This is a genomic window from Flavobacterium sp. ABG, from assembly GCF_001027725.1.
Classification (GTDB): domain Bacteria; phylum Bacteroidota; class Bacteroidia; order Flavobacteriales; family Flavobacteriaceae; genus Flavobacterium; species Flavobacterium cupriresistens.
In genome coordinates this window covers 207,623-230,030 of record NZ_LEKS01000005.1, presented here as the reverse complement: position 1 = coordinate 230,030, position 22,408 = coordinate 207,623, and the positions used below count along the sequence as shown (strand labels likewise).

The window sequence follows — 22,408 nt, the reverse complement described above, 5'->3', positions numbered from 1 at the left end:
TATGATTTCAGTAAGTGTAAAAAATATAACCAAAACATACGGTGAACTCAAAGCAGTTGACGATGTTTCGTTTGAGGTAGAAAAAGGAGAACTCTTTGGCCTGATTGGTCCAGATGGTGCTGGAAAAACATCACTGTTCAGAATCCTTACCACCTTACTTCTTGCTGACAGCGGAACAGCAACAGTTGAAGGTCATGATGTAGTGAAAGATTATCAAGCAATTCGAAATAAAGTTGGTTACATGCCTGGGCGTTTTTCTTTGTATCAGGATTTGACCGTAGCGGAAAACCTAAATTTTTTCGCTACTATTTTTGGCACTACCATTGAAGAAAATTATGATTTAATTAAAGACATATACGAGCAGATTAAACCTTTCAGCGATCGAAGGGCCGGAAAATTATCTGGCGGTATGAAACAGAAACTGGCTTTATGCTGTGCTTTAATTCATAAACCCGAAGTTTTGTTTTTGGACGAGCCAACTACCGGTGTTGATGTGGTTTCCCGAAAAGAATTCTGGGAAATGCTCGATAAATTAAAAAAACAGAATATCAGCATTGTGGTTTCTACTCCATACATGGATGAAGCCAAACTTTGTGACCGTATTGCACTGATCCAAAATGGAAAAATCATGAGCGTTGATAAACCTGAAACGATTGTTCTGAATTATCCAAAAGTGCTTTTTGCTGTTAAAGCTAAAATCATTTATAAACTTCTGGACAATCTTCGTTTAGATCCTGAAGTGGAAAGCTGTTATGCTTTTGGCGAATACCTTCACCTAACCTTAAAAAATGATGATGACAATGAAAAGACAGTTCAGCAAATAGCCAAAAAATACAATCCTGATGAACTGGAAGTAATGGCAATAACGCCAACTATAGAGGACAGTTTTATAAGACTTATGCGCGAACAACAAAGTACAAACGAAATAACACCAACTTCCAATGGACAATAAAGCAATAGTTTGTAAGGATCTAACCAAACAGTTCGGCGATTTTAAAGCTGTTGACGGAATTTCTTTCGAAGTAGAGAAAGGGGAAATCTTTGGCTTTCTAGGCGCCAATGGTGCCGGGAAAACTACTGCTATGCGTATTCTCTGCGGACTGTCCTTTCCTACTTCTGGTGCCGCGACCGTTGCGGGATTTGATGTTTACAAACAACAAGAACAGATTAAGAAAAACATTGGTTATATGAGTCAAAAATTTTCTTTGTATGATAATCTTACCATATTAGAGAATATTGAATTTTATGGCGGCGTGTACGGTGTTTCGCGAGATGAAATAAAAAAACGCAGTACAGATTTGGTCAAAACATTAGGTCTTGAAAAAGAAGCCACAAAATTAGTAGGAGGATTGCCGTTGGGATGGAAACAGAAACTGGCTTTTTCAGTAGCTATATTTCACCGACCACAAATCGTTTTTTTGGATGAACCTACCGGAGGTGTTGACCCATTAACCAGACGTCAGTTTTGGGATATGATTTATAAAGCAGCAGACGATGGAATAACCGTTTTTGTAACGACACACTATATGGATGAAGCTGAATACTGCAACAGAATAACTGTTATGGTTGATGGAAGGGTAGAGGCTTTGGATACACCAACAAACTTAAAAAAACAGTTCAATACGCATTCTATGGATGAAGTTTTTTATCAACTGGCAAGAGGTGCCAAAAGATCCGGAGATTAAATATGAAACAGCTATTTGCATTTATAAGAAAAGAATTTTATCACGTATTCAGGGATCGCAGAACTCTGCTTATACTTTTTGGTTTACCCATTATGCAGATTGTGCTTTTTGGTTTTGCACTGAGCAGCGAGGTTAAAAATATCGGAATAAGTATTCAGGATAACGCTAAAGATGCTGCATCACAGCAGATTATTGCAAAAATTCAAGCAAGTTCGTATTTTCATGTAAAAGAACCCATTTTAAACTATAATGATATCGAAAGTAAATTTAGAACCGGAGACATCAAATGCGCTGTAATTTTTCCAGCCAATTTTGGCTCAGACCTATTTAAAAAAGTGGGCGGTAAAATACAGATTATTGCAGATGCTTCAGATCCGAACACAGCAACAATTGTAACTACTTATCTAACATCCATTATTAATAATTATCAGCAGGAACTCAATCCTACTGCAAATATTTCGTACCGTATAATTCCAGAGATAAGGCAGCTTTACAATGAAGAACAAAATGGTTCTCTAAATTTTATACCAGGAGTTATTGCGCTTATTTTTATGATTGTAAGTACTGCGCTTACTTCTGTAGCGGTTGTTCGTGAAAAAGAATTAGGTACTATGGAAATCTTATTAGTATCACCTTTCAAACCTATTTTGGTCTTGGTAGCCAAAGCAATTCCTTACTTGGTATTATCGCTTATCGATTTTATAATCATACTTCTACTTTCGGTATTTTTATTGCATGTTGAAATAAAGGGAAGTTTATTGTTACTGTTTGCTGAGAGTATATTATTTATCATTACTTGCTTGTCTTTGGGGCTATTGATCTCCAATTTAACCAATTCGCAGCAGACAGCAATGCTGGTTTCGATGATGGGAATGATGCTGCCAACCATGCTTCTAACAGGATTTATGTTTCCAATAGAAAATATGCCTTGGATTTTTCGCGTGATTTCGCATATTATCCCATCACGTTATTACTATGCAATTGTTAAAGCCGTAATGCTCAAGGGCCTCGGGTTTTCTTATGTATGGAAGGAAACTCTCGTTTTAATAGGTATGACAATAGTGTTGTTAACTCTTGCTTTGAAAAATTTTAAAATCAGACTCTCGTGAAAGTATTAGGATTCATATTACAGAAAGAGTTCCGCCAGATCTTTAGAGATAAAACGATCCTGGCCATGATGTTCGCTATGCCGATAATTCAGCTCATCATCATGCCATTGGCGGCCAATTTTGAAGTCAAAAATGTCAATGTAGCTTATGTTGATAATGACCACAGTACCTATTCTCAAAAATTAATCAATAAGATTGCAGCTTCAGGTTATTTTAAAATTGCGGGTAGTCCAAGTTCATACCGTGAGGGATTAAAAATGATTGAAGACGGGGATGCAGATCTGGTTTTGGAAATTCCAGCTGGTTTTGAACGAAATCTTGTTAGAGAAGGAAGTCAGAAAGTAAATCTTTCCGTTGATGCTATTAACGGAACTAAATCTTCTTTAGGAGGTGGTTATTTAATGGCTGTTATTGCAGATTTCAATAGTTCATTAGCTATAAATTTTAAATCACCTCAAGGTACTGCACAGGCACAAAGAGCAAGTATTGAAATTGATTCCTCAAATTGGTACAACCCAAGGGCAGAATATAAATATTATATGGTTCCGGGAATTTTGGTTTTACTTCTTACTCTTATTGGAGGTTTTATTACAGCACTTAATATCGTACGAGAAAAAGAAATTGGTACCATTGAGCAAATCAATGTGACACCAATTAAAAAGTGGGAGTTTATTCTGGGAAAACTAATCCCGTTTTGGATCGTTGGCATGATTGTCTTTACGGTGGGATTGGTGGTCATGTACGTTATCTATGGGATTTTTCCAAAGGGAAGTTTATTGGTTTTATATCTTTTTGCGGCAGTTTATTTAATTGCCCTGTTGGGATTAGGTCTTCTTATTTCCACATTTGCTGACACACAACTGCAGGCGATGTTTATAGCTTTTTTCTTTATGATGATTTTTATGCTGATGAGCGGATTTTTTACCAGCACTGACAGTATGCCTGATTGGGCAAAACAAATTTCTAATTTCACACCTGTCACTCATTTTATATCAGTGGTTCGACTAATTGTACTTAAGGGCAGCAGGTTTTCGGAAGTTAAAAATGAATTGTTTTATTTAATTGGTTTTGCTTTCCTCCTCAATGGACTCGCGATCTACAATTACAGAAAAACAAGCTAGGAATTCTTTCTTAAATTTTAAGCAAATAATTAATAAACTAAATAAAAATGAAAGTAGTATTAATTGCAAATCTTTCTGCAAATGGGAAAGTCCTTTTAGCAGATAATCCATCAACTCAAGAAGCACCGCAAGAGGCCTTGGGTTATTTTGTAGAGCAGGCAAATCTAAATGGAAATCTTATTCTTGGCAGAAAAACTTATGAAGTTATGCAGCAATTTCCAGGAGGACTAAAAGCATTTTTTCCTAATGTAGAGATTGTATTGATGTCACATTCGAAGATCTCGGTAGAAGGCTTCACAGTGGTAAATAATCCTGAAGAAGCGATTAATTACCTAAGTGAAAAGGGATTTAAAGAAATTATAGTTGGAGGAGGAGTGCAAGTCTACAACGAATTTCTTGATAGGGAATTAGTAACTGATGTGTATTTTAATTTTGTTCCAATGATTATTGGAAATGGTGGAATTATCGGTAATTCAGATGAATTGAATACGAAATTTAAGATTGCTGATAATAAACTTCTAACAAAGAATATTGCCCAGATTCATCTAGTAAAAATTTAAGCTTTTCAAATCTAAATGATTTTAAGTAGTTATTGTAAATTATAAAAAACCTTACTTATCAAAATGGTATCTATTGGGAGTGCTTTGGTATCTGGTATCATTACTCTAAGTTTTAATTTTGTCAGATATAAATTTTAAAATTAAAATAAAATGAATAAGGCACTATTATTAATTGATATACAGAAAGAATATTTTGAAAATGGGGCATTAGAACTTGTAAATCCTATTGGTGCAAGTAAAAACGCAAAGAAACTGTTAGAGCATTTTAGAAAAGAAAACGGGACTATTGTTCATGTTCAGCACCTATCGGGAGAAGGTGTTCCCTTTTTTGTTCCCGGCACAAAAGGGGTGGAAATTCATGAAAATGTAAAACCGCTGGAAGAGGAGAAAGTAATTACGAAACAGTTTCCTAATAGTTTTAGGGATACTGATTTATTGGAATATCTGCAGTCAAAGAAGATAACACATTTGGTAATCGCGGGAATGATGACTCACATGTGCATTGACGCAGGAACAAGAGCTGCTGTTGATTATGGATTTGAATGTACAGTAATTGGAGATGCCTGTGCTACAATGAATCTTCAAATAAATGATCAAGATGTAAAAGCTGCGGATGTTCATAATGCATTTTTGGCGGCATTAGAATTCTTTTACGCAAAAATTACTACAACAGAAGAATATCTGCTTTCGTAAAATTAAAGATAAATAAGAAATTACTTTTATGAAATGAGCCGTAGTTAATTACTGCTCATTTTTTTGGTTTGAAGTAATTTGTAAATGAAGTTGTAAATTTGCTTTAATTATAATGTTAGAACAAATCTTAAAAGTAAAAGAAACGGATTTCAATAGGTTAACTAATTAGAAAAAATGAAAACAGTTAAATTTCATAAAACAGAATGTGGTGTTGAAGTGCTTCTCAACGTATTGCACGGCGATATGCTGAGTGAGAGATATTTGGAGCGAGATACTTACAATACTGATTTTTTTGAAATATTACTTTTTAAGACTGCCAAGGGATCCCTGATTTTAAATCAGCAGAAAATCAATATAACTGACAATACAATTGTTTTTATTTCTCCTTTTCAAAAAAGGCAATGGGCTTTGGAGAGAGAGGGATTGGATTATACTGTTCTGGTTTTTCAGGAAAATTTTCTTAATGATTTTTTTTCGGACAAATTCTTTACGTATCGGCTTCTTTATTTTTATCAATTAAATTATCCTTTAAATATTAGTATTGGAAGGGAAGAAGTTCAAAAAGCATTTGACCAGCTTATGGAAATCAAATACGAACTTGTTAATAGCAAAACAGACAGTATTCATATCATACGATCTCTTACTTATTATTTGCTTTTGAAGTTTAACAGAATGTATGCTGGTGCAAATAATCTTTCTATAGATAGGGCAGAAAATAATTTCGCTTACCAGTTTAAACAATTAGTAGAAATACATATCAGGCAGAAGCAACGCATTGACTATTATGCAGATTTATTAAATGTTAGCAGAATTACAATTAACTCTTGTGTGAAAAAGCAGTTTAATGTTACCGCGACAGAGCTCTTAAAACAGAGACTGCTTTTTGAAATAAAGAATGACCTGATACATTCTGGAAAAACTATTGCTGAGATAGCCTACGATCTTCATTTTTCAGAACCTGGACATTTGATGCGATTTTTTAAAACCCAGACCGGAATAACCAGCAGCCAGTTCCTCTCAGATTACCAAAATGGTATATTTTCATAGCATTTTAGTTATCCAAACTATCAAAATGTCATCGAGTTTATTTATTATTTATAACTTTTTACTCCTTAATAAAACCACCTACAAATAAAAAAAAGCTCATTTCGAAAGAAATGAACTTTAAATTTTGTGACGTCTAGTTTACAATTTGCAAACCATTTTATGAATGATTTAAGGTAATTTGAGAACCTATCGGTTGTATGTTAAAAAAATCTGAAAATGTATTTTAAAATATACTTTTTAGTATATTTGTACCCTAATTAAAAGAGTAATGTTAACTAAAGCGGAAAGAACAAAGCAATTTATACTTGAAACTGCGGCTCCTATTTTTAATCAAAAAGGAATTGCAGGCGCGAGCATTGATGATGTACTTGAAGCTGCTAAGTTGACAAAAGGCTGTCTTTATGGACATTTTGAAAGTAAAGAAGATTTGTCTATTCAGGTAGTAAACTACATGCTTGATTATAACGGATTGAGATTGGTAGCGGCTATTAATAAAGCAAAAACGGCTAAAACTAAGGTTTTTGCTTATTTGGATTTTTATAAAGATCCATTAGAAACCAATATAAAAGGCGGATGTCCAGTGTTTAATATGGCCGTAGAGTCAGATGATACTTTTCCAATAATCAAAGAAAGAGTGGCTGTTGTGATCAGAAATGGACAGGATTTATTTGTCGAAATTTTAAACAAAGGTATTTTAGATGGTGAGTTTACAAATAAGTTAGAACCCGAAATCTATGCTTTTAAAGCAGTTGCAGCCGTTGAAGGCGCTTTAGTTTTGTGCAGAACTATGAATACCGCTAAACCTATGCAAGGCCTTATTAAAAATTTGAAGGAAGAATTAGAGCAGTTTGTAATTTGACTTTTTTTTTGGCTTAAAATAAACTTTTTAGTATATTTTATAGTTTTTAAATGAAGAAAAATTAAAGCCTTTAATCTTTTTTTTGAGTATAAAATATACTAAAAAGTATAAAATTATAATTTAAATATTTAACAATTGAATAAATAACAAAATGAAAACAACAAATAATACAATATTTATTTCAGGCGGTAGCGCTGGAATTGGATTAGCATTTGCAAAAAAATTAAGTGCCGTAGGAAATAAAGTGATCATCAACGGGCGTAATGAAGAACGTTTACAAAACGCATTGAAAGAATTAGACAATGCTGTTGCAATACAAGGAGATTTATCTGTAGCAGAAGATCGTATTCGAATTGCAAAAGAATTAACAACACAATATCCTGAGGTAAATATTATCATCAATAATGCCGGTGCTGCCTTTATGAATGATTTAAGCGACAGCAAAAATAATGCTGCCGAAAAAGCATTTCAGGAAATTAATACGAATTATTTAAGTGTTATCGATTTCACACAATTGGTATTGCCTCATTTAGTACAGCAAAAAGATGCAGCAATTGTAAATATTACTTCGATTGCAGTTTTTAGAGGAAATAAATACCTGCCAACTTATTCTGCAAGTAAAGCTGCATTACATCTTTATACACAAGGTTTAAGAGATTCATTTGAAGAAAATCCTACTCTAAATGTTTATGAAGTTTATCCACCTTTGGTAAATACAGAATTTTCTGCTGAGATTGGTGGTGCAAACGGGATTCCACCTTCAGAAGTTGCAGATGAATTATTCTTGGCATTAGAGAAAAATCAATTTGATGTTTTGGTTGGAGAATCAAAAAAGTTCGCAGATAAATTATAAAACTGAAAATAACTTAGATCTAAATCTTTCATTAGAGATTGAATTAATAGAAAAATGTAAAATTATGGTACTAAAGGATAAAGTGATATTAATTACTGGCGGAGGTTCTGGAATAGGTCTTGAGGCTGCAAAACAATTCTTGCGGCAAGGTGCAAAAGTTATTATTACGGGTAGAAATCAAAAGAAGCTTGATAGTGCAAAAAAAGCGCATTCAAGTTTAATTACTATAAAAAGTGATGCGGGAAAGGAAGAAGATGCGATTGCTCTTTTCAATCATATAAAAGGATTGGGCGGAATTGATATTTTATATCATAATGCAGGAGTGTTAAGTCCGCTTTTAAATTTAGCTCTTACAGATGAAAGACATAGTAAGAATGCTGCTTATGAAATTGAGGTTAATTATCTTGGCGTAATTCGCTTAAATAATCTTTTTATGGATATGCTCCAATCACGAAGAGAAAGCGCCATTATTAATACAACCTCACTTCTTCGTTATGTACCTTCAATTGTAGAACCAACGTATTCTGCGAGTAAAGCGGCATTAGGTTTTTATACAGAATCGCTGCGTAAACATTTACAGATTTTAAACAGTCGTGTAAAAGTATTTGAACTTCTTCCTCCAGTTGTTGCTACCGAAATGACTGCAGATAGAACAGGTAAAAAACTAACAGCAGAAGAGTTTGTGAAAGAGTTTATAAATGCCTTAAAGAAAGATCATTATACGATTCGAATAGGAGATACAAAAGTTTTGTATTTGTTAAATAGATTCTTTCCTCAATTAGCGTATGCTTTAGTTAACCCTAAAAACAGCTATAAATTATTACAAAAATAATCACTTAATAAAATCATATGAAAGCATTTATAATAAAGAGTTATAAACCTAAAGACGGTATGACTCTGGTCGAAGTTCCGGAGCCAAAACTACAAGAAAACGATATTTTGGTTAAAGTAAGTGCAGCCGGAGTAAATCTGCTAGATTCTAAGATAAAAAGTGGTGAATTTAAAGCCATGCTTCCTTACAAAATGCCGCTTATTTTAGGTCATGATGTGGCAGGAGTTGTGGTAAAAACAGGTTCTGGAGTAAAGAAGTTTAAAATAGGAGATGAAGTTTATTCGCGTCCAGCCGATTTTAAGATAGGTACTTTTGCTGAATTTATTGCCATTAATGAAAATGATGCCGCACTAAAACCAACAACTATTTCGATGGAAGAAGCGGCCTCAATTCCGTTAGTTGGGTTAACAGCTTGGCAGGCATTAGTTGAAAAAGCCGCTTTAAAAAAAGGACAAAAAGTATTTATTCAGGCAGGTTCTGGCGGCGTAGGAACCTTTGCGATTCAGCTGGCCAAACATTTAGGAGCTACAGTTGCCACAACAACCAGCACTACAAATATTGAATTGGTAAAAAGCCTTGGTGCAGATATTGTTATTGATTACAAAAAAGAAGATTTTGAAACCATTCTTAAAAATTATGATGTTGTTTTAAACAGTCAAGACGCAGTCAATCTGGAAAAATCCCTTCGGATATTAAAACCGGGAGGTAAACTAATATCAATTTCAGGTCCGCCAGATCCGGAATTTGCAAAAGAATTTAGACTCAATACCGTACTAAAAATAGTGATGTTTTTTCTGAGTTACAGTACCAAGAAAAAAGCAAAACGATTAGGAGTATATTATTCGTTTCTTTTTATGAAAGCAAGCGGGGAGCAGCTTCATCAAATTACAGAACTCATCAATTCTGGAATTATACGCCCGGTAGTAGACAAAGTATTTCCATTTAATAAAGCTAACGATGCTATGACTTATGTAGAAAGCGGGCGTGCTAAAGGGAAAGTTGTGATTAAGGTTAATTAAAATTGACAACAGTTTATTATAATACATAAAACAAAAGCTCAATTCGAAAGAATTGAGCTTTTGTTTTTGTGACCTCGACTGGATTCAAACCAGTAACCTCTTGAGCCGTAATCAAGTGCGCTATTCAGTTGCGCCACGAGGCCTTTTTTCTCAGTTAAACTACATTTAGTAGCTTTCCTTGAGCGCTTATCGCGGGTGCAAAGATAGACATAAATGTGAGATAAACAAGGAAAACAACCCTGATACGACAGATTTTTTTTATGTGGTTTTGAAATAGGATTTTCTATAAACGTTTTTCATGATTAATGCTTTGAAAAGCAACTAAATAGCTAAATATCCTTTAAAACCAATAAGGAGTTATGTATCCATCCAATTTCTTTTTTACTGCCTCCATCCGAATTAACGACGTCTTTTTTGTCATTCACCAGATAAACTTTGTTCCAGGAACCGTTGGTTTCAATGAGACCTACTTCATAATCCTTTTTCAGACTTTTTATAGGCGTATTTTCTTTCGAGGGACCACTTCTAAAATTAGTTCCATTTTCTGTGACCTTAAAGATTTTACCAACCGTATCTGTCTTTCCAAATACGGCAATTTTAAAGTCGTCCCATGGGAATGCCGGTCCCGGATCGGGTTTTCGAGCCGGTGAAATATCATCATGACCAATAGCCGTAGTGAGTTCATATTGACTGATCAGTAAACCGGATAGTTTGTATACGGCATCTAATTGTGCTTTAGGGAATTTGAACCAAAGATGATTGTCAGGATCGGTCCAAAATTTGTGTTTATGGTTACCCACATGCAGTTTTGATGCAATAGTAGCGGGGTAGGTCTTGTAAACCGGTTTTTTATTTTTGTCAGTTCCAACGCGTCGGCGGTAGCTTCCGTCAGTTAATTTTTCTAAATAACCCGGATTAACAATTTCGATCCCTATGGAATGATCATTAAATCCCGATACTTTATCCCACACGCTGTAACCGGCATGATTGGCTCTTCTGTTAAAGGGAACCAACTGTGTGATACTACCATCAACATCTACCACAATATGCGCTGCAATTCGATCCGGATTTCCTTTGTCTTGCGGAGTCATAAACCAATTTAAAGCAGATTCTGCAGTATCACCGGCAGTATAATGAATAACCAAAAACTTAGGCACTATAGTATAACGGGCGTTTGGAGAAACCAGTTTTTTTATTTTATCTGTGACTGTATCGGGAACCAGCCAATCTTTTTTTATTTCCATGATCACTTTCGTTTTTAAAATTAATACTGTTTTTTTTGTCTAACATTCAGTTTGGGGTATGAAAAATAGATTATGAACATTTATAATCAGCATATCTGAATAGTTGTATAAGCAGTTTAGGGTAGGGGTGTGCAGCCTTTACGTTTTACTTTTTCATTAAAACTTTGCGATTTTGCAACTCTGCGAGATTTTTACTTCTCCACAACTTTTGGACTTGGTCCACAAAAGACTCAAAAGGAAGGCGTATAGTGTATTTTCTTTCTCTTTATAATACGAAAGAAAAAAGATTCAAAGAAGAATTTACAGTTTACAGATTGCGATCAATCTATCTATAACTTGCTCAAAAATAAGAATATATGCGAAGTTGTAAAAGGGGGTTTATACCCTTTTTGACTTACTTCATTCAAAAAGAAGCAAAAAAAAGGAACATCTTTTAGAATGTTCCTTTATAAAATGCCTTTTTCTCAATAAAGCCTTACCGATGTTATTGGTAGTAACCTTGTTTGTATGTGCGATTTTTATTTATTTTGGCTAAAAGATCTTAAAGCCTATAATCACTATTGCGCATCCCAAGACGCACTAGGATAAGAAATAGAGCTAGTCACAGGAGCTGTCCAGTAGCTCTGACTGCCACCACGGAAGGTGTGAAGACTTACTGCATTAACATTTCGTTTAGCGTCGTTAGTTACCCAGCGAATGCTTTGATTCAACACCTCCGTACCATTTACATAATATTTGACGTATCCGTTAGTATTGGATCCGGTATTCAACTTAACTGATATTTGACAGTTGTATGTCACGCCTTCTTGGATGTAATATTTTTTCCCAAAATCATTACCAAATTGTCCGGGTTGATCTTTATAGTAAACGTAAGGCTGAAGATACGCCCCGCTTCCCTTGGCAGTGTTCGATCCGCTAGGGCAGTACCACATAAATCGGGCACTACCGCCATTCCCGTCCCAGCCCGGGTCACCACCTGTATTCTGATCCCCAATCAGGATACCATATCCGCATTTACCGCCTCTGCTCCAATAAAATCCAGAATTAAATTTCATTGTAAACCACACCGAGTAAACATCACCCGACCAAACACCATACGAGGTACACAAACCACCGGGACATGATAGTGTATTGGTTTGCAAGGTAATTGTTCTGGCTCCTGCAGAACCTTGTAATACTGCGCCATCTGTGGCATCCTTGCTGACAATTTCCGGTTCGCTTTTGTTACCGTTTCGCGACATCTCTTTGTTATTACTTTGAGGCTCACTTGAATCTTGTTCCTTTTCGCAGGAAGTAAACACTACTGCTGTAATAAATAATAAACTTGTTAATTTTAAGATTTTTTTCATTTTTAAAGGTTTAAGGTTAGTAAATAATTAATGGTTAATAGGTTAATTGTATGCTTGTTACGTATCACATTTACGTTTGTTACGCAATGAAGTGATGTTGCAAAGTTGCTTAATAATAGTTCTCAGGGGGAGCAATAAAGTACGATTCTGGGTACAGAAAAATCCTATTTATGTATTATATGTATTTTTTTGGAATCAAGTATGAATAGACCTTGAAAGTTACTTTGTTGGTAGGAATAGCAATAATGGAATTCATTTATTGCTACTTACTATCCAAAATTCTGATTTTCTGTATTACTTTATAAGAGAAGACTTTATAATTTAAATGGGACATAAAAAAACGCACGTTTATAATTTATATTGCGATTTGCATATCTTTGCGCCTTAAAAAATAAAATTAACATAATTTAACAGTGTAATTACGATGAAATTTTAGCAAATTATTAATAACGAAAACACCGCTAATTGTCGTGATCTCATCCCATTTTTTTTTCTCTAGCACAGTTTAACGAATATGGAAAAGCAAAAATAGGGTACGAATACAGTAATCAAGGAGTAAATAATTCTCCAAGTATACACAGACATTACTATTTATATAGGATGAAAAAAATAACTTATTTAGTAATTATAATTTTCTCTATTACTTTATTATTTTATTTGGGCAATAAATTTGCACCGGGTAGCTATCCGTATGCAGAGAAATATGAACTTCAATATAAATTTGATACTGTTAAGAGCGCAATTTTAAGATTTAAAGAGAAAAACAAGGACTATATTGTACCAAAAGTGTCAATTGAAAATCAAGGTTCTTGGGATTTAAAAGATGAATCAAAATCAGAAACTTCAAATTGGTATCGCTTTTATTTTTATTATAAAAAAGAAAATAAGGTTATATATACTTTAATTAGTTCTACAGGTGAAAATTCAACAGAATTCTCTTTTATATCTATTAATAATGGTCTAAATATTGGTAATTGGAAAGACATAAATAACGATCTTGACTTTTTTGAAAATAAAAAAGAAAAAAAACTGTTTGAAGACCGTATTTTAATAGGTATTAAGAAAGAATTAGATATTCAGGCTAATGGACAATAGGGTAATGTATCAGATTTTGATAATTGTGATTACTTAAGCCACCCTATTTTTGACGGTGATTACAATGATTGGTTTGATTTGAATTTTTAAAGTATAAACAATTAGTACCAAATATTGAAATATAACGAAATAACTTCGTGTCAAAATTTAAATGGCTACCTAAACAAGAAATATAAATGAAAAATATATTAAAAACAACATCTCTTTTAATAACAGGTTTTATCCTGTTCGCTAGCTGTGATGAAAATCGATATCGAAAATATTTTAATGTAAAAAACAACTCAGGAAAATTGATATATTGGGGCGTATCTCATTCCTATCCTGATACTAGTTTGAAAAGTATAGTTAATATACCTGGTAAAAATACAGCCTATAAAATTTATCCAGGAGATATATATGCTTTTACAATGAGCATGTTTAGTAGAAACCCAACGGTACAACTTTTTATTTTTGATAAAGATGTAATAGAAAATACCCCTTGGGATACCATTGTAAAATATAATATGATATTGAAACATTACCAATTTACTGAAAGTGAATTAGAAAAAATGAGCTGGCCAATTACTTATGATGAGAATTAATCCAGAATCTGGAAGTCATGCTTCTTTAACTGGTCCGAGCGGGAATAATCTCAAGGGCTAGCTTCAAATGTCTTGTTAGACTAATCTTACACAAGAAATTCGTTTGATGCAGCAGACGGAGAGTGTCCTTAACGGCATCTATAGGGATTAATGGTACTCCTTTTAATCCGATATGCCTCTCTCGGATAACCCGGAGGAGCTTCCATTCAACACCTTCATTAGGAACTAAAAAATAATCTTTAACATGAAAAAAAAGATATTTTTATTAATAATTTTTTTAATAACTGTTGTTGGATTTATTTTTATAAATGTATTTATAAAATCACGTCAAGAATACAGTAAGAGCTATGATTTTATAATAGCTAATATTGAAATAGATGCTAAAGGAGATTTAACGTTTTACGACAGTCTTAACAATAAATATTTTTTCGCAAGTTACATATTTAATGAATTTGACAAATTAGGAATTTCAATTGGAGATAAAGTTTCTAAGGATCAATATTCAAAAAGTTTAACTATTAGTAGGAGAATAAATGATAAATATAAAATTTATTATATTCAACAGCCTAATGGTATAATCCCTTTTTCGTTTTATAACTATTAAAGGAATTTTGAATAATATATCAGATATTGGCAGCAAATTATTTCATCTAAAATTCATAAAAGCAAACTATTTAAAATAGTAGCGCTATTTAAGAAAAATAACCCCCTCTCTTATGCAGAGGTTAAAGCAGGTTAAATTGCATAAAAAAGAGTATTTAAGTTGATATATCTTCACGCCAAAGGGAGTAGAATTGTCCTTTTGGCGTAAAGATGTTAGTATTGGGCTCTTATTATTTTATTTTATTGAACATATAGCGAGCAATCTTCCATTGTCCGTTTACTTTTTCAAATACAAATAACTCTCGATTTTCCTCTGGAACTGTTTGTCCATTGGCGTGAATTAAAGTGGTTCCTTTTGATGTTGTTTGAGCAAAAGCAAAGTCACCATTGACTTGGATTTCGTCAATGTAAAACTGAATGTTTAGTTGAATTGTCTTGAAAACGAACTCATAAGAACTTTTTATTTGTTCCTGCCCAATTGCCGATGGTGCGCCTGAAGGCATAAAAACGCCATCATTGGTATAAAGCGGTAACACCTTATTAACATCTGATGCATTCAGCGCATCACGATAAGAGAAAAGCACTTTCTCAATTGCTGATTTTTCTATTGGAGTATTCATGGTAATTTTATTTAAATTGTTTGAATTATTTTTTACTTTGTTTTCACAGGCTACGAGCGCTACCAAAAGCACTACGCTAATTGCAATTCTCTTCATTCTTTTATTTTTATAGTTGTAATTTTGTAACTGCTGCTTTTGCTTCTTCAAGTGAAATAGTCTTACCTAATGCTCCAAACTGATGCAGATCACCAAAGACTTCAATGCGTATACTTTGGTCAATTCCACCAATATGCAGAGGTTCAAAACCGGCACTTGAAATGAGCTCTTCAATTTGAGAATTACTGTTTGTGTTGTCTGAAGCATAAAATAAAGTCATTTTGAAAGGATTTTTAAATGCATCGTTCTTAAGTGATTCGGCACCCAGCGTTCCGAATGCTTTTACCAGTTTAGCATTAGCAGGTAATAAGGCAGAAAGAATTTTTGCCGCTGATTCATTCTCATCAATAATTTTTTTGAAACCACCATTTCCATCTGGCGCAATAGGATTCGAAACGTCAATAATTATTTTTCCTGAAAGGGCATCATTATAGTTTTTAAGAAACTCTTTAATGAGATTGAAACCGATGGAAGGAATAATTACATCGGCTTCATTAATAGCCTCAGTAATCGTTTTGGCGGTAGCGGTAGCTCCAAGAGTAGTGGCAATTTTTTTAGCTTTTTCGAATTCTCTTGATGCTAAAATTACATTGTGATTGCCTTTAGTAAGGTTTGTTGCAAGAGCTATGCCTATGTTTCCAAGTCCAATTATAGCTACTTTAGTTGGTGATGAATTTTTCATTTTATCTTTGTATTAAATTGTTATGTCATTATTAACAATACAAAGATGCGATGATGTGTTCGCTCATGTCTATGAACTACTTTAAGAAATAGTCTTAATGTAGCTTAAGGGTAAGTGTTATTTCCCCGCTCTATCGTTTCTGATTTTGCTTAGAAATTCAGGTGTTACTCCAAGATAGGATGCTATTTGCGTGTTGGGCAATCGCATGGAAAGTTTTGGATATTGCTCCAGGAAAAATTCATATCGTTCATAGGCTGTCGAACTAAAAGTCTGCAACAATCGATTCTGAAGTTCAATGTATTTGTCTTCAATAATTACGCGAAAATTTCTATCAAACTTAGGATAGTTCGTATAGAGATACCAAAGATCTCCTTTAGATATTTGCAGAATTGTAGAAGGTTCAATCGCTTCAATATAAAGTTTAGAAGGTTTTTCTTTATGCAGACTATCAATATCAGCAATCCAATCGTTCTCAGTTGCAAACAAGAGATTGTGTTCCTTGCCAGTTTTGTCAACGCCGTACATTTTAAAACAACCTTCAACAACATAAGTAAAATATTTGCAGGTATCACTTTCTTGCAAAATAAACTGTCTGCGTTTTATTTTACGCTCGACCAAGCGGCTCAGTAAGGCCTCTTTCTCGTTTTCATCCAAAGAAAGATATTTGTCAAAGTGTCTAACTATATTTTCCATTAGTCTTATGTCTTGTAGGATTGCCTGTAAAATTTGGGTTCATGGCAATTTTAAAGATTAAAGATGCGAGTTTTTTCGATTAGGTACAAATTTTATGAATATAAAAAACAATTTAAAAAGCAACAAGTGACTACGATTACATAATTTTGCAAAACATAAAGCAACTACCTTCCTAATATCATACCATGAGCAAAACATTATTCAACAACAACCAAATTGGATTAGTATCAACTTTCTCCGAGCTTGTACAAACCGATTTCAAGGGAGAAATGAATGCATTGTGCTGGCACAGAAGTTCGGATGGTGATTTTAACGATGTTGTAGCGCAGTTGAGTATAAAAGGAAATATAACAGAAGTTTACGCTGAAGATCTGATTGCGCTCCAACTCTCAGAAAAGGGGAGTATAGCACGGGAAATAATCTTAAATGATTTACAATTACTAACTGATTTTGGCGCTTCGCCTTCCCTTAATTTATTGAAGTGTTACGAACGCGATGATGAATTTGATTTCATATCAACTGATGTGTATTCGTTTCATGTTGATCGTTCGCCAATTGCGACAGATACTTTTTTATGTACCTATCATGGTGCGGCAAGTGATATTATTTCTAATTCGGAAGCAGAGCAAAAAGTACTAATTCCGGAAGTCCGAACAAAGTTAAAAGAGCTGCATGATGGACCGCCAGAAGAATTCGAAGACTTTCTGAAGGAAAACTATTTTGATTTGCATTATCAAGCACTTGCAGACGTGAAGCCTATTAATTTAGGGTTAGTACATCTTTGGCGACTGGCCGTAGATCATCCGGAGCAGCAAGTGTTACCCTGTATTCACAGAGCACCAATAGAAAAGGAAGGGGAGTATAGGTTGTTGTTAATTTGTTAGCGATTTTTTTAATTCTTTATTAGTTTAACAACTTGATTTTGACTGTTTTCATTTTCTAATTAAAAACAGAGAGATAGGAGGGAACCATTATGTACGTTGCAGACCTAACAGTTTACAATTAATCTCTATATTTGATCATTAAATTAATCAAATGAACGAAAAAACGAAACCGTATGCCTTAATTACGGGCGCCAGCAAAGGGATTGGAAAAGCTATTGCTTATGAATTGGCCAAACAAGGTTATCCACTATTACTTGTCGCAAGAAGTGAGGAGGATTTAAAAGCACTATCTGATGATCTTCAAGTTAAATACGGCATCAACGCTCCTGTTTTATCAATTGATCTGTCGATAAATAATGCATCGTTAAAAGTCACCAATTGGATAAAAGAGAATAACTATCGGGTTGGCTTTTTAGTTAACAATGCCGGTTATGGTGTGTGGGGCAATTTTAGTGAGTCTTCTCTAACCGATCAGCTTGGTATGATGCAACTTAACATGAATGTAGTTGTAGAACTTTCACATTTATTAGTACCCATCCTTTCACAAGAAAAACAAGCCTACATTTTAAATATAGCGAGTACTGCTGCCTACCAAGCTGTACCTACGCTGGCTGTTTATTCAGCTACAAAGGCTTTTGTTTTATCGTTTACCCGTGCCTTGCGTTTCGAACTTGCCACAACTTCAATTTCAGTAAGCTGTTTTAGTCCGGGTCCGGTTGATACAGGTTTTGCTGCCAGAGCTGGTTTAAATGCTTTTAGCAAAATGGCTGAAAAGTTCAATATGCAACCTGATGAAGTTGCTAAAATTGCAGTAAAAGCCATATTCAACAGAAAATCGGAAGTTATTCCCGGTTTTACAAATATCATTTCGGTTTATGCCAACCGCATACTACCAAAGGCTTTCATCGAAAAAACGGCAGCCGGGATTTATAAAATTTAACTTTTTCAAAAAAAAATAAAAAAAATATTCTTTGCGTAAGTGAAATTATCTTACATTTGCTTAATATCTACTAATTCTATAGAACATGTGTAATAAAAAAAATATGTTTAATTTATCTGAAAACCGAATGCACGCCAACATGCGAATGTGTTGTTGCTGTTGCAACTCTTTTAGATAAAATTTCAAACGTTATTCTTTCATTTATTAAATCTATATATTATGGTATCTTCTTACAAAACCTTTACTCTTACTGAGCAATTAACTGACGAGCAAATTAACTTTTTTAACCATTATGGTTTTATCCACTTCAAAAAATTTATAAATCCGGAAACTGTTTCATCAATCATTGCTGCCTCGAAACAAGTGGAGCAAGAATGGATTGACAACGATCTTAAAAAGGTAAACGGTGTTCCAATTAAATTTGGAAAAGATTTAGATGGTTCACCTATTGTACAACGTTTTGCTTTTATCAATCAACATCATCAAACCTTAAGCGGTCTTTTACTTGATCCAAGATTCAATAGTTTATTAGAATTGGCAGGTGATGACGCAAGATTAGGTACGGAAGAAAAAGACGGAATGGTTTTCAATCATTATATCAATGGGCCGGAAAGTAAGTTTACAAAAATGGGCTGGCATACAGATGGTTTGAGAGATATTTTTTATGGCGGAAAATTAAACCCGATGTTAAATGTGGGGATTCACTTAAGCACTTTACAACCCGAAAATGGCGGTCTTAAAATCATTCCGGGCACTCACAAACAAAGTGTTTATCAAATGCTTTTCCGCAAAAAGTACTTTTTAGATAACAAACCCGATCCTGAGGAAATTTCCATCAATCCCGAAGCCGGTGATTTAACCATTCACGATGGCCGTCTGTGGCACAGAGTTGCAGAATCATCTATCCGTGGCGAAGAAAGTAGGAGGAGAGTGGTTTATATTCCAATTATAGCAGGAAAGTACGCTCCTAAAAACGAGAATAGCCCAACGGTTTTCTATCAACGTTTTGCAGGTATTGTTAAATAATATGCTGATTGTACTTGCATTTAGTTATCTGGTTAGATCAGGTAAGCTAAAAAGAACCACCGACTTTTTTAAAAATACCCAAAGAAAAATAAAACTAAAAATTGTAAAACTAGAACTGCCTATACTAGCAGGCGTATTAATATTAGGCTATTAATGGGGAAAGAAACACAGATTGAAGTGTATAGTGCAATTGTACAAAGAACATTTTCAGACCGTAAGCGAACTAATATTCTAAAAAGAGTAGAACAGTTAACGATCGTTTTTTTGCTTCCAAAGGTGCCTGAATTCATTTCGCCAAACGTACTCACCTTAATTGGTACACTTGGTTCGGGGTTAATTTTTTTAGCTTTTGCTTTAGGTACTTATTTCACCAATTGGTATTTGCTTCTCGGTATTATTGGTTTGGTTATAAATTGGTTAGGCGATTCTTTAGATGGAAGATTGGCTTATTATAGAAATATTCCACGTCGCTGGTATGGTTTTGCACTCGATATTATTGCCGATTGGATTGGTATTTTACTGATAGGATTTGGCTACTACATTTATGCTGAAAACGGCACACAAATAGTAGCCTTTGCTTTTGTCGCATTGTACGGTTGGTCTATCATCATCAGCCAGTTGCGCTACAAAATTACAAATGAATATCGTATAGATTCCGGTTTTGTTGGTCCAACAGAACTTAGATTTATTATTGCTTTAATTTTAATTATAGAAGTTTTATTTCACGGATCCATTACCTATTTGGCTGGTTTAATCTCTATCATACTGTTTATAATCAATACTATTGACAGTATAAAACTTTTAAAGTTAGGTGATTTAAGGGATAAAACTCAAGACTAATATGTTCAAGAGAAAATCTATTTTCATTTTTCTGCAAGCACAAGTTGCGGCATTTTTAGGGGGTATTACCGATTATGGCTTAATGATTTTATTGACAGAAGTATTTAAATTGCATTTTACCTTTTCTATTCTAATCTCCGGAACCGTTGGCGCGATTGTCAATTTCAGTATCAATAGATTTTGGGTATTTAAAAACCAATCCGGTTATAGTAGCCACATCAATAGTCAGCTTTTTAAATTTGCGTTGGTTGTATTGGGAAGTATCACCTTAAAATCATTTGGTACGTTTATTTTACAAAAAGTATTTCAAATCGATTATAGAATCGGAAGATTAATCACGGATAGTTTTGTCTCTTACGGATTCAATTACCCACTAATTAAATATTGGGTTTTTAAAGTAAACAAAAAACAGAATGTAACCGAATAGAATTGGCCTATAAATAATCCGTTGGTTGCAATTAAACTAAATGTTTTTTGACACATAGAAACATAGATTCTGATTTACAATTTGACGTGTTTTAAGAAAATCATAATTTTTACACATAGCTTATGCGATTTATTTTAAGTGTAACGCCTTTTTAAGCTTTGTGAACTATGTCTCTATGTGTTAAAATTAATTGTAGCCAACGGATAATATAAACATTTCGCTATGAACAAATTATCATTTAAATATTTTAGAAAATTACTAATCGTTATATCGATCTTAGTAAATATATTTTCTAATGATCTGATGGCACAATCCAAAAATCCATCGCCATTACATTTTCCAACGCCTAAGAATATAGATAATATGCTATTTTACATTCAGCGGGACCCCAATACAAACACTGCGATTTATGCCATAAACTACCAGGAAAATGGAAAAATAAACAAAAGCGATCCCATAAAAGCGTATTGGATTCGATATGCTGAGAAAGGAGATAAAAAAGATTTTAGTTACATACAACGCAAATTTGCATACGGAATAGAAAGCAAAACGGTAAATAATGAGGAGTTTGAACTTCAATTTGTATCGTATAAAAAGTTGCCTTTAATCTTAAAAAAGATAGAGTCAGATCAAAAATACCATGTTTTTGTAAGTGTAAATCAGAAAAAGATACAGGTAGAAAAAATATTTGTACGCATTGAAGGCGGTTCTTTTTGGCTACCCAATGTAAAGTATGCCGAGGTTACCGGAATTGATGCTTCCTCCAATAAAACAATAACGGAAAGAATGTTGTTGAAATGAGATAGATATCCAACAAATAAAAAGCTCTTTTGATAATTTGTAAGAGAAAAAGAATATATTTGAAATAGTAAAAAGCGAAACAAACCTCCGCAAATCTACCTCAAAAAGGATGTATATACGAAGGTTTGTTTCGCATATATAATAGTTAGCGGTAATCAAACCCATCAGACTCAAAACCATAATATTAAATATGAAAATATATTTTAAATATTTTATTTTTTTATTGCCAATGCTGATAATTGGATGCCATTATCATAGAGCGAATATGGTAATTAAAAATGAAACAAATAGACAAATTTGTTACTCGACTTTAGCTAAAAATGCAGATAACAAATATTATGAAATAGCAGCTGGTGGGAAAATCAACTCTCATAATCAAGATTCTCCAATAGTTAGAGGATGTTCAGATAGTTTTAAAATAGATATAAATAGTTATTCTGACAAGTTAATTTATATTGCATTCTATAATACTGAAGAACAACAATATGTTTTTAAAAATATTGATTCTATGTTGAATACAGGAAAACTAAAATTAATGAAGTATTCAAAAAAAGAACTTGATAATATGAACTGGGTAATTACTTACTCGGAAAAATAACAAGAACTACAACCAACTGTCGTTTCTACAAGAGATTTGGGCATTTGGCTGAATTTAAAGATGGTTTTGTACTTGAAAATTTGTGCATAATGGAAAAACTTGCAACTTTAATCCCAAACCTTTTGTAGCACCAGAACGTTACCAGCAATTA

Annotated in this window: 26 protein-coding genes and 1 tRNA gene; 21 read left to right on the top strand and 6 right to left on the bottom strand. The window is 33.7% G+C overall.

What is annotated here, in order from left to right; all coding sequences use genetic code 11:
* Nucleotide 1: 1 nt before the first annotated feature.
* From AB674_RS07605 to AB674_RS07555, 11 genes are all read left to right on the top strand, one after another.
* Entirely contained in the window at nt 2–952 is a 951-nt protein-coding gene (locus AB674_RS07605) for an ABC transporter ATP-binding protein (RefSeq protein ID WP_047775345.1), read from the top strand.
* Entirely contained in the window at nt 942–1,685 is a 744-nt protein-coding gene (locus tag AB674_RS07600) for an ABC transporter ATP-binding protein (protein ID WP_053004221.1), read from the top strand. Before AB674_RS07605 ends, AB674_RS07600 begins: the two co-directional genes overlap by 11 nt.
* Before the next feature lie 2 nt (nt 1,686–1,687).
* The gene (locus AB674_RS07595) at nt 1,688–2,794 is read left to right on the top strand and encodes an ABC transporter permease (RefSeq protein ID WP_047775344.1); all 1,107 of its coding nucleotides are present in this window, start codon (nt 1,688–1,690) and stop codon (nt 2,792–2,794) included.
* A complete protein-coding gene (locus AB674_RS07590; RefSeq protein WP_047775342.1) occupies nt 2,791–3,915 on the top strand; it encodes an ABC transporter permease in 1,125 nt (374 codons plus the stop codon). The genes AB674_RS07595 and AB674_RS07590 overlap by 4 nt, the downstream gene beginning before the upstream one ends.
* 47 nt (nt 3,916–3,962) lie before the next feature.
* On the top strand, nt 3,963–4,475 hold the full coding sequence (locus tag AB674_RS07585; RefSeq protein ID WP_047775341.1) for a dihydrofolate reductase family protein: 513 nt from the start codon (nt 3,963–3,965) through the stop codon (nt 4,473–4,475).
* Between the two features lie 150 nt (nt 4,476–4,625).
* Nucleotides 4,626–5,168: a cysteine hydrolase family protein gene (locus tag AB674_RS07580; RefSeq protein WP_047775340.1), complete on the top strand. Its 543-nt coding sequence runs from the start codon at nt 4,626–4,628 to the stop codon at nt 5,166–5,168.
* A 174-nt stretch (nt 5,169–5,342) separates the two neighbouring features.
* Nucleotides 5,343–6,215 (top strand): helix-turn-helix domain-containing protein, encoded by an 873-nt coding sequence (locus AB674_RS07575; protein WP_047775339.1) that lies wholly within the window; start codon nt 5,343–5,345, stop codon nt 6,213–6,215.
* A 268-nt stretch (nt 6,216–6,483) separates the two neighbouring features.
* Nucleotides 6,484–7,074 (top strand): TetR/AcrR family transcriptional regulator, encoded by a 591-nt coding sequence (locus AB674_RS07570; protein ID WP_047775338.1) that lies wholly within the window; start codon nt 6,484–6,486, stop codon nt 7,072–7,074.
* A 151-nt stretch (nt 7,075–7,225) separates the two neighbouring features.
* Nucleotides 7,226–7,927 (top strand): SDR family oxidoreductase, encoded by a 702-nt coding sequence (locus tag AB674_RS07565; RefSeq protein WP_047775336.1) that lies wholly within the window; start codon nt 7,226–7,228, stop codon nt 7,925–7,927.
* Nucleotides 7,884–8,759 (top strand): SDR family oxidoreductase, encoded by an 876-nt coding sequence (locus AB674_RS07560; RefSeq protein ID WP_240478070.1) that lies wholly within the window; start codon nt 7,884–7,886, stop codon nt 8,757–8,759. Before AB674_RS07565 ends, AB674_RS07560 begins: the two co-directional genes overlap by 44 nt.
* Nucleotides 8,760–8,776: 17 nt before the next feature.
* Nucleotides 8,777–9,778: an NADP-dependent oxidoreductase gene (locus tag AB674_RS07555; protein WP_047775334.1), complete on the top strand. Its 1,002-nt coding sequence runs from the start codon at nt 8,777–8,779 to the stop codon at nt 9,776–9,778.
* A 69-nt stretch (nt 9,779–9,847) separates the two neighbouring features.
* Here the strand turns inward: AB674_RS07555 and AB674_RS07550 are convergent.
* The 3 genes from AB674_RS07550 to AB674_RS07540 all read right to left on the bottom strand — a co-directional run bounded on the left by AB674_RS07550 (nt 9,848) and on the right by AB674_RS07540 (nt 12,371).
* Nucleotides 9,848–9,921, bottom strand: a tRNA-Arg gene (locus AB674_RS07550).
* Nucleotides 9,922–10,107: 186 nt separating this feature from the next.
* Nucleotides 10,108–11,022 carry an N-acetylmuramoyl-L-alanine amidase gene (locus AB674_RS07545; protein WP_047775332.1) on the bottom strand — a complete coding sequence of 305 codons (915 nt, stop codon included), beginning with the start codon at nt 11,020–11,022 and terminating at the stop codon, nt 10,108–10,110.
* A gap of 557 nt (nt 11,023–11,579) precedes the next feature.
* Complete coding sequence (locus tag AB674_RS07540; RefSeq protein WP_047775330.1) at nt 11,580–12,371, bottom strand: polysaccharide lyase; 792 nt, start codon at nt 12,369–12,371, stop codon at nt 11,580–11,582.
* 600 nt (nt 12,372–12,971) lie between these two features.
* On the opposite strand from AB674_RS07540, the gene AB674_RS07535 reads away from it, so the two are divergent.
* From AB674_RS07535 to AB674_RS07525, 3 genes are all read left to right on the top strand, one after another.
* Nucleotides 12,972–13,466 (top strand): hypothetical protein, encoded by a 495-nt coding sequence (locus AB674_RS07535; RefSeq protein WP_047775328.1) that lies wholly within the window; start codon nt 12,972–12,974, stop codon nt 13,464–13,466.
* Nucleotides 13,467–13,642: 176 nt separating this feature from the next.
* Entirely contained in the window at nt 13,643–14,047 is a 405-nt protein-coding gene (locus tag AB674_RS07530) for a hypothetical protein (protein WP_047775327.1), read from the top strand.
* 244 nt (nt 14,048–14,291) lie between these two features.
* A complete protein-coding gene (locus AB674_RS07525; protein ID WP_047775325.1) occupies nt 14,292–14,651 on the top strand; it encodes a hypothetical protein in 360 nt (119 codons plus the stop codon).
* A 229-nt stretch (nt 14,652–14,880) separates the two neighbouring features.
* Here AB674_RS07525 and AB674_RS07520 read toward each other — a convergent pair whose 3' ends face one another.
* From AB674_RS07520 to AB674_RS07510, 3 genes are all read right to left on the bottom strand, one after another.
* Nucleotides 14,881–15,366 (bottom strand): YybH family protein, encoded by a 486-nt coding sequence (locus AB674_RS07520; protein ID WP_131701524.1) that lies wholly within the window; start codon nt 15,364–15,366, stop codon nt 14,881–14,883.
* Between the two features lie 10 nt (nt 15,367–15,376).
* Nucleotides 15,377–16,048: an NADPH-dependent F420 reductase gene (locus AB674_RS07515; RefSeq protein ID WP_047775323.1), complete on the bottom strand. Its 672-nt coding sequence runs from the start codon at nt 16,046–16,048 to the stop codon at nt 15,377–15,379.
* A gap of 117 nt (nt 16,049–16,165) precedes the next feature.
* Nucleotides 16,166–16,741, bottom strand: a complete 576-nt coding sequence (locus tag AB674_RS07510) for a Crp/Fnr family transcriptional regulator (RefSeq protein ID WP_047775321.1) — start codon at nt 16,739–16,741, stop codon at nt 16,166–16,168.
* Nucleotides 16,742–16,926: 185 nt separating this feature from the next.
* Between AB674_RS07510 and AB674_RS07505 the strand changes: the two genes are divergently transcribed.
* From AB674_RS07505 to AB674_RS07475, 7 genes are all read left to right on the top strand, one after another.
* Nucleotides 16,927–17,625, top strand: coding sequence for a hypothetical protein (locus tag AB674_RS07505; RefSeq protein ID WP_047775319.1), 699 nt, complete (start codon nt 16,927–16,929; stop codon nt 17,623–17,625).
* A gap of 151 nt (nt 17,626–17,776) precedes the next feature.
* Nucleotides 17,777–18,565: an SDR family NAD(P)-dependent oxidoreductase gene (locus tag AB674_RS07500; RefSeq protein ID WP_047775317.1), complete on the top strand. Its 789-nt coding sequence runs from the start codon at nt 17,777–17,779 to the stop codon at nt 18,563–18,565.
* 219 nt (nt 18,566–18,784) lie between these two features.
* Nucleotides 18,785–19,591, top strand: a complete 807-nt coding sequence (locus tag AB674_RS07495) for a phytanoyl-CoA dioxygenase family protein (protein ID WP_047775315.1) — start codon at nt 18,785–18,787, stop codon at nt 19,589–19,591.
* Nucleotides 19,592–19,744: 153 nt separating this feature from the next.
* Nucleotides 19,745–20,431, top strand: a complete 687-nt coding sequence (locus AB674_RS07490) for a CDP-alcohol phosphatidyltransferase family protein (protein WP_047775313.1) — start codon at nt 19,745–19,747, stop codon at nt 20,429–20,431.
* Nucleotide 20,432: 1 nt separating this feature from the next.
* Nucleotides 20,433–20,858: a GtrA family protein gene (locus AB674_RS07485; protein WP_047775312.1), complete on the top strand. Its 426-nt coding sequence runs from the start codon at nt 20,433–20,435 to the stop codon at nt 20,856–20,858.
* A 222-nt stretch (nt 20,859–21,080) separates the two neighbouring features.
* Entirely contained in the window at nt 21,081–21,659 is a 579-nt protein-coding gene (locus AB674_RS07480; RefSeq protein WP_047775309.1) for a DUF4833 domain-containing protein, read from the top strand.
* A 190-nt stretch (nt 21,660–21,849) separates the two neighbouring features.
* The gene (locus AB674_RS07475; RefSeq protein ID WP_131701523.1) at nt 21,850–22,257 is read left to right on the top strand and encodes a hypothetical protein; all 408 of its coding nucleotides are present in this window, start codon (nt 21,850–21,852) and stop codon (nt 22,255–22,257) included.
* Nucleotides 22,258–22,408: the final 151 nt, after the last annotated feature.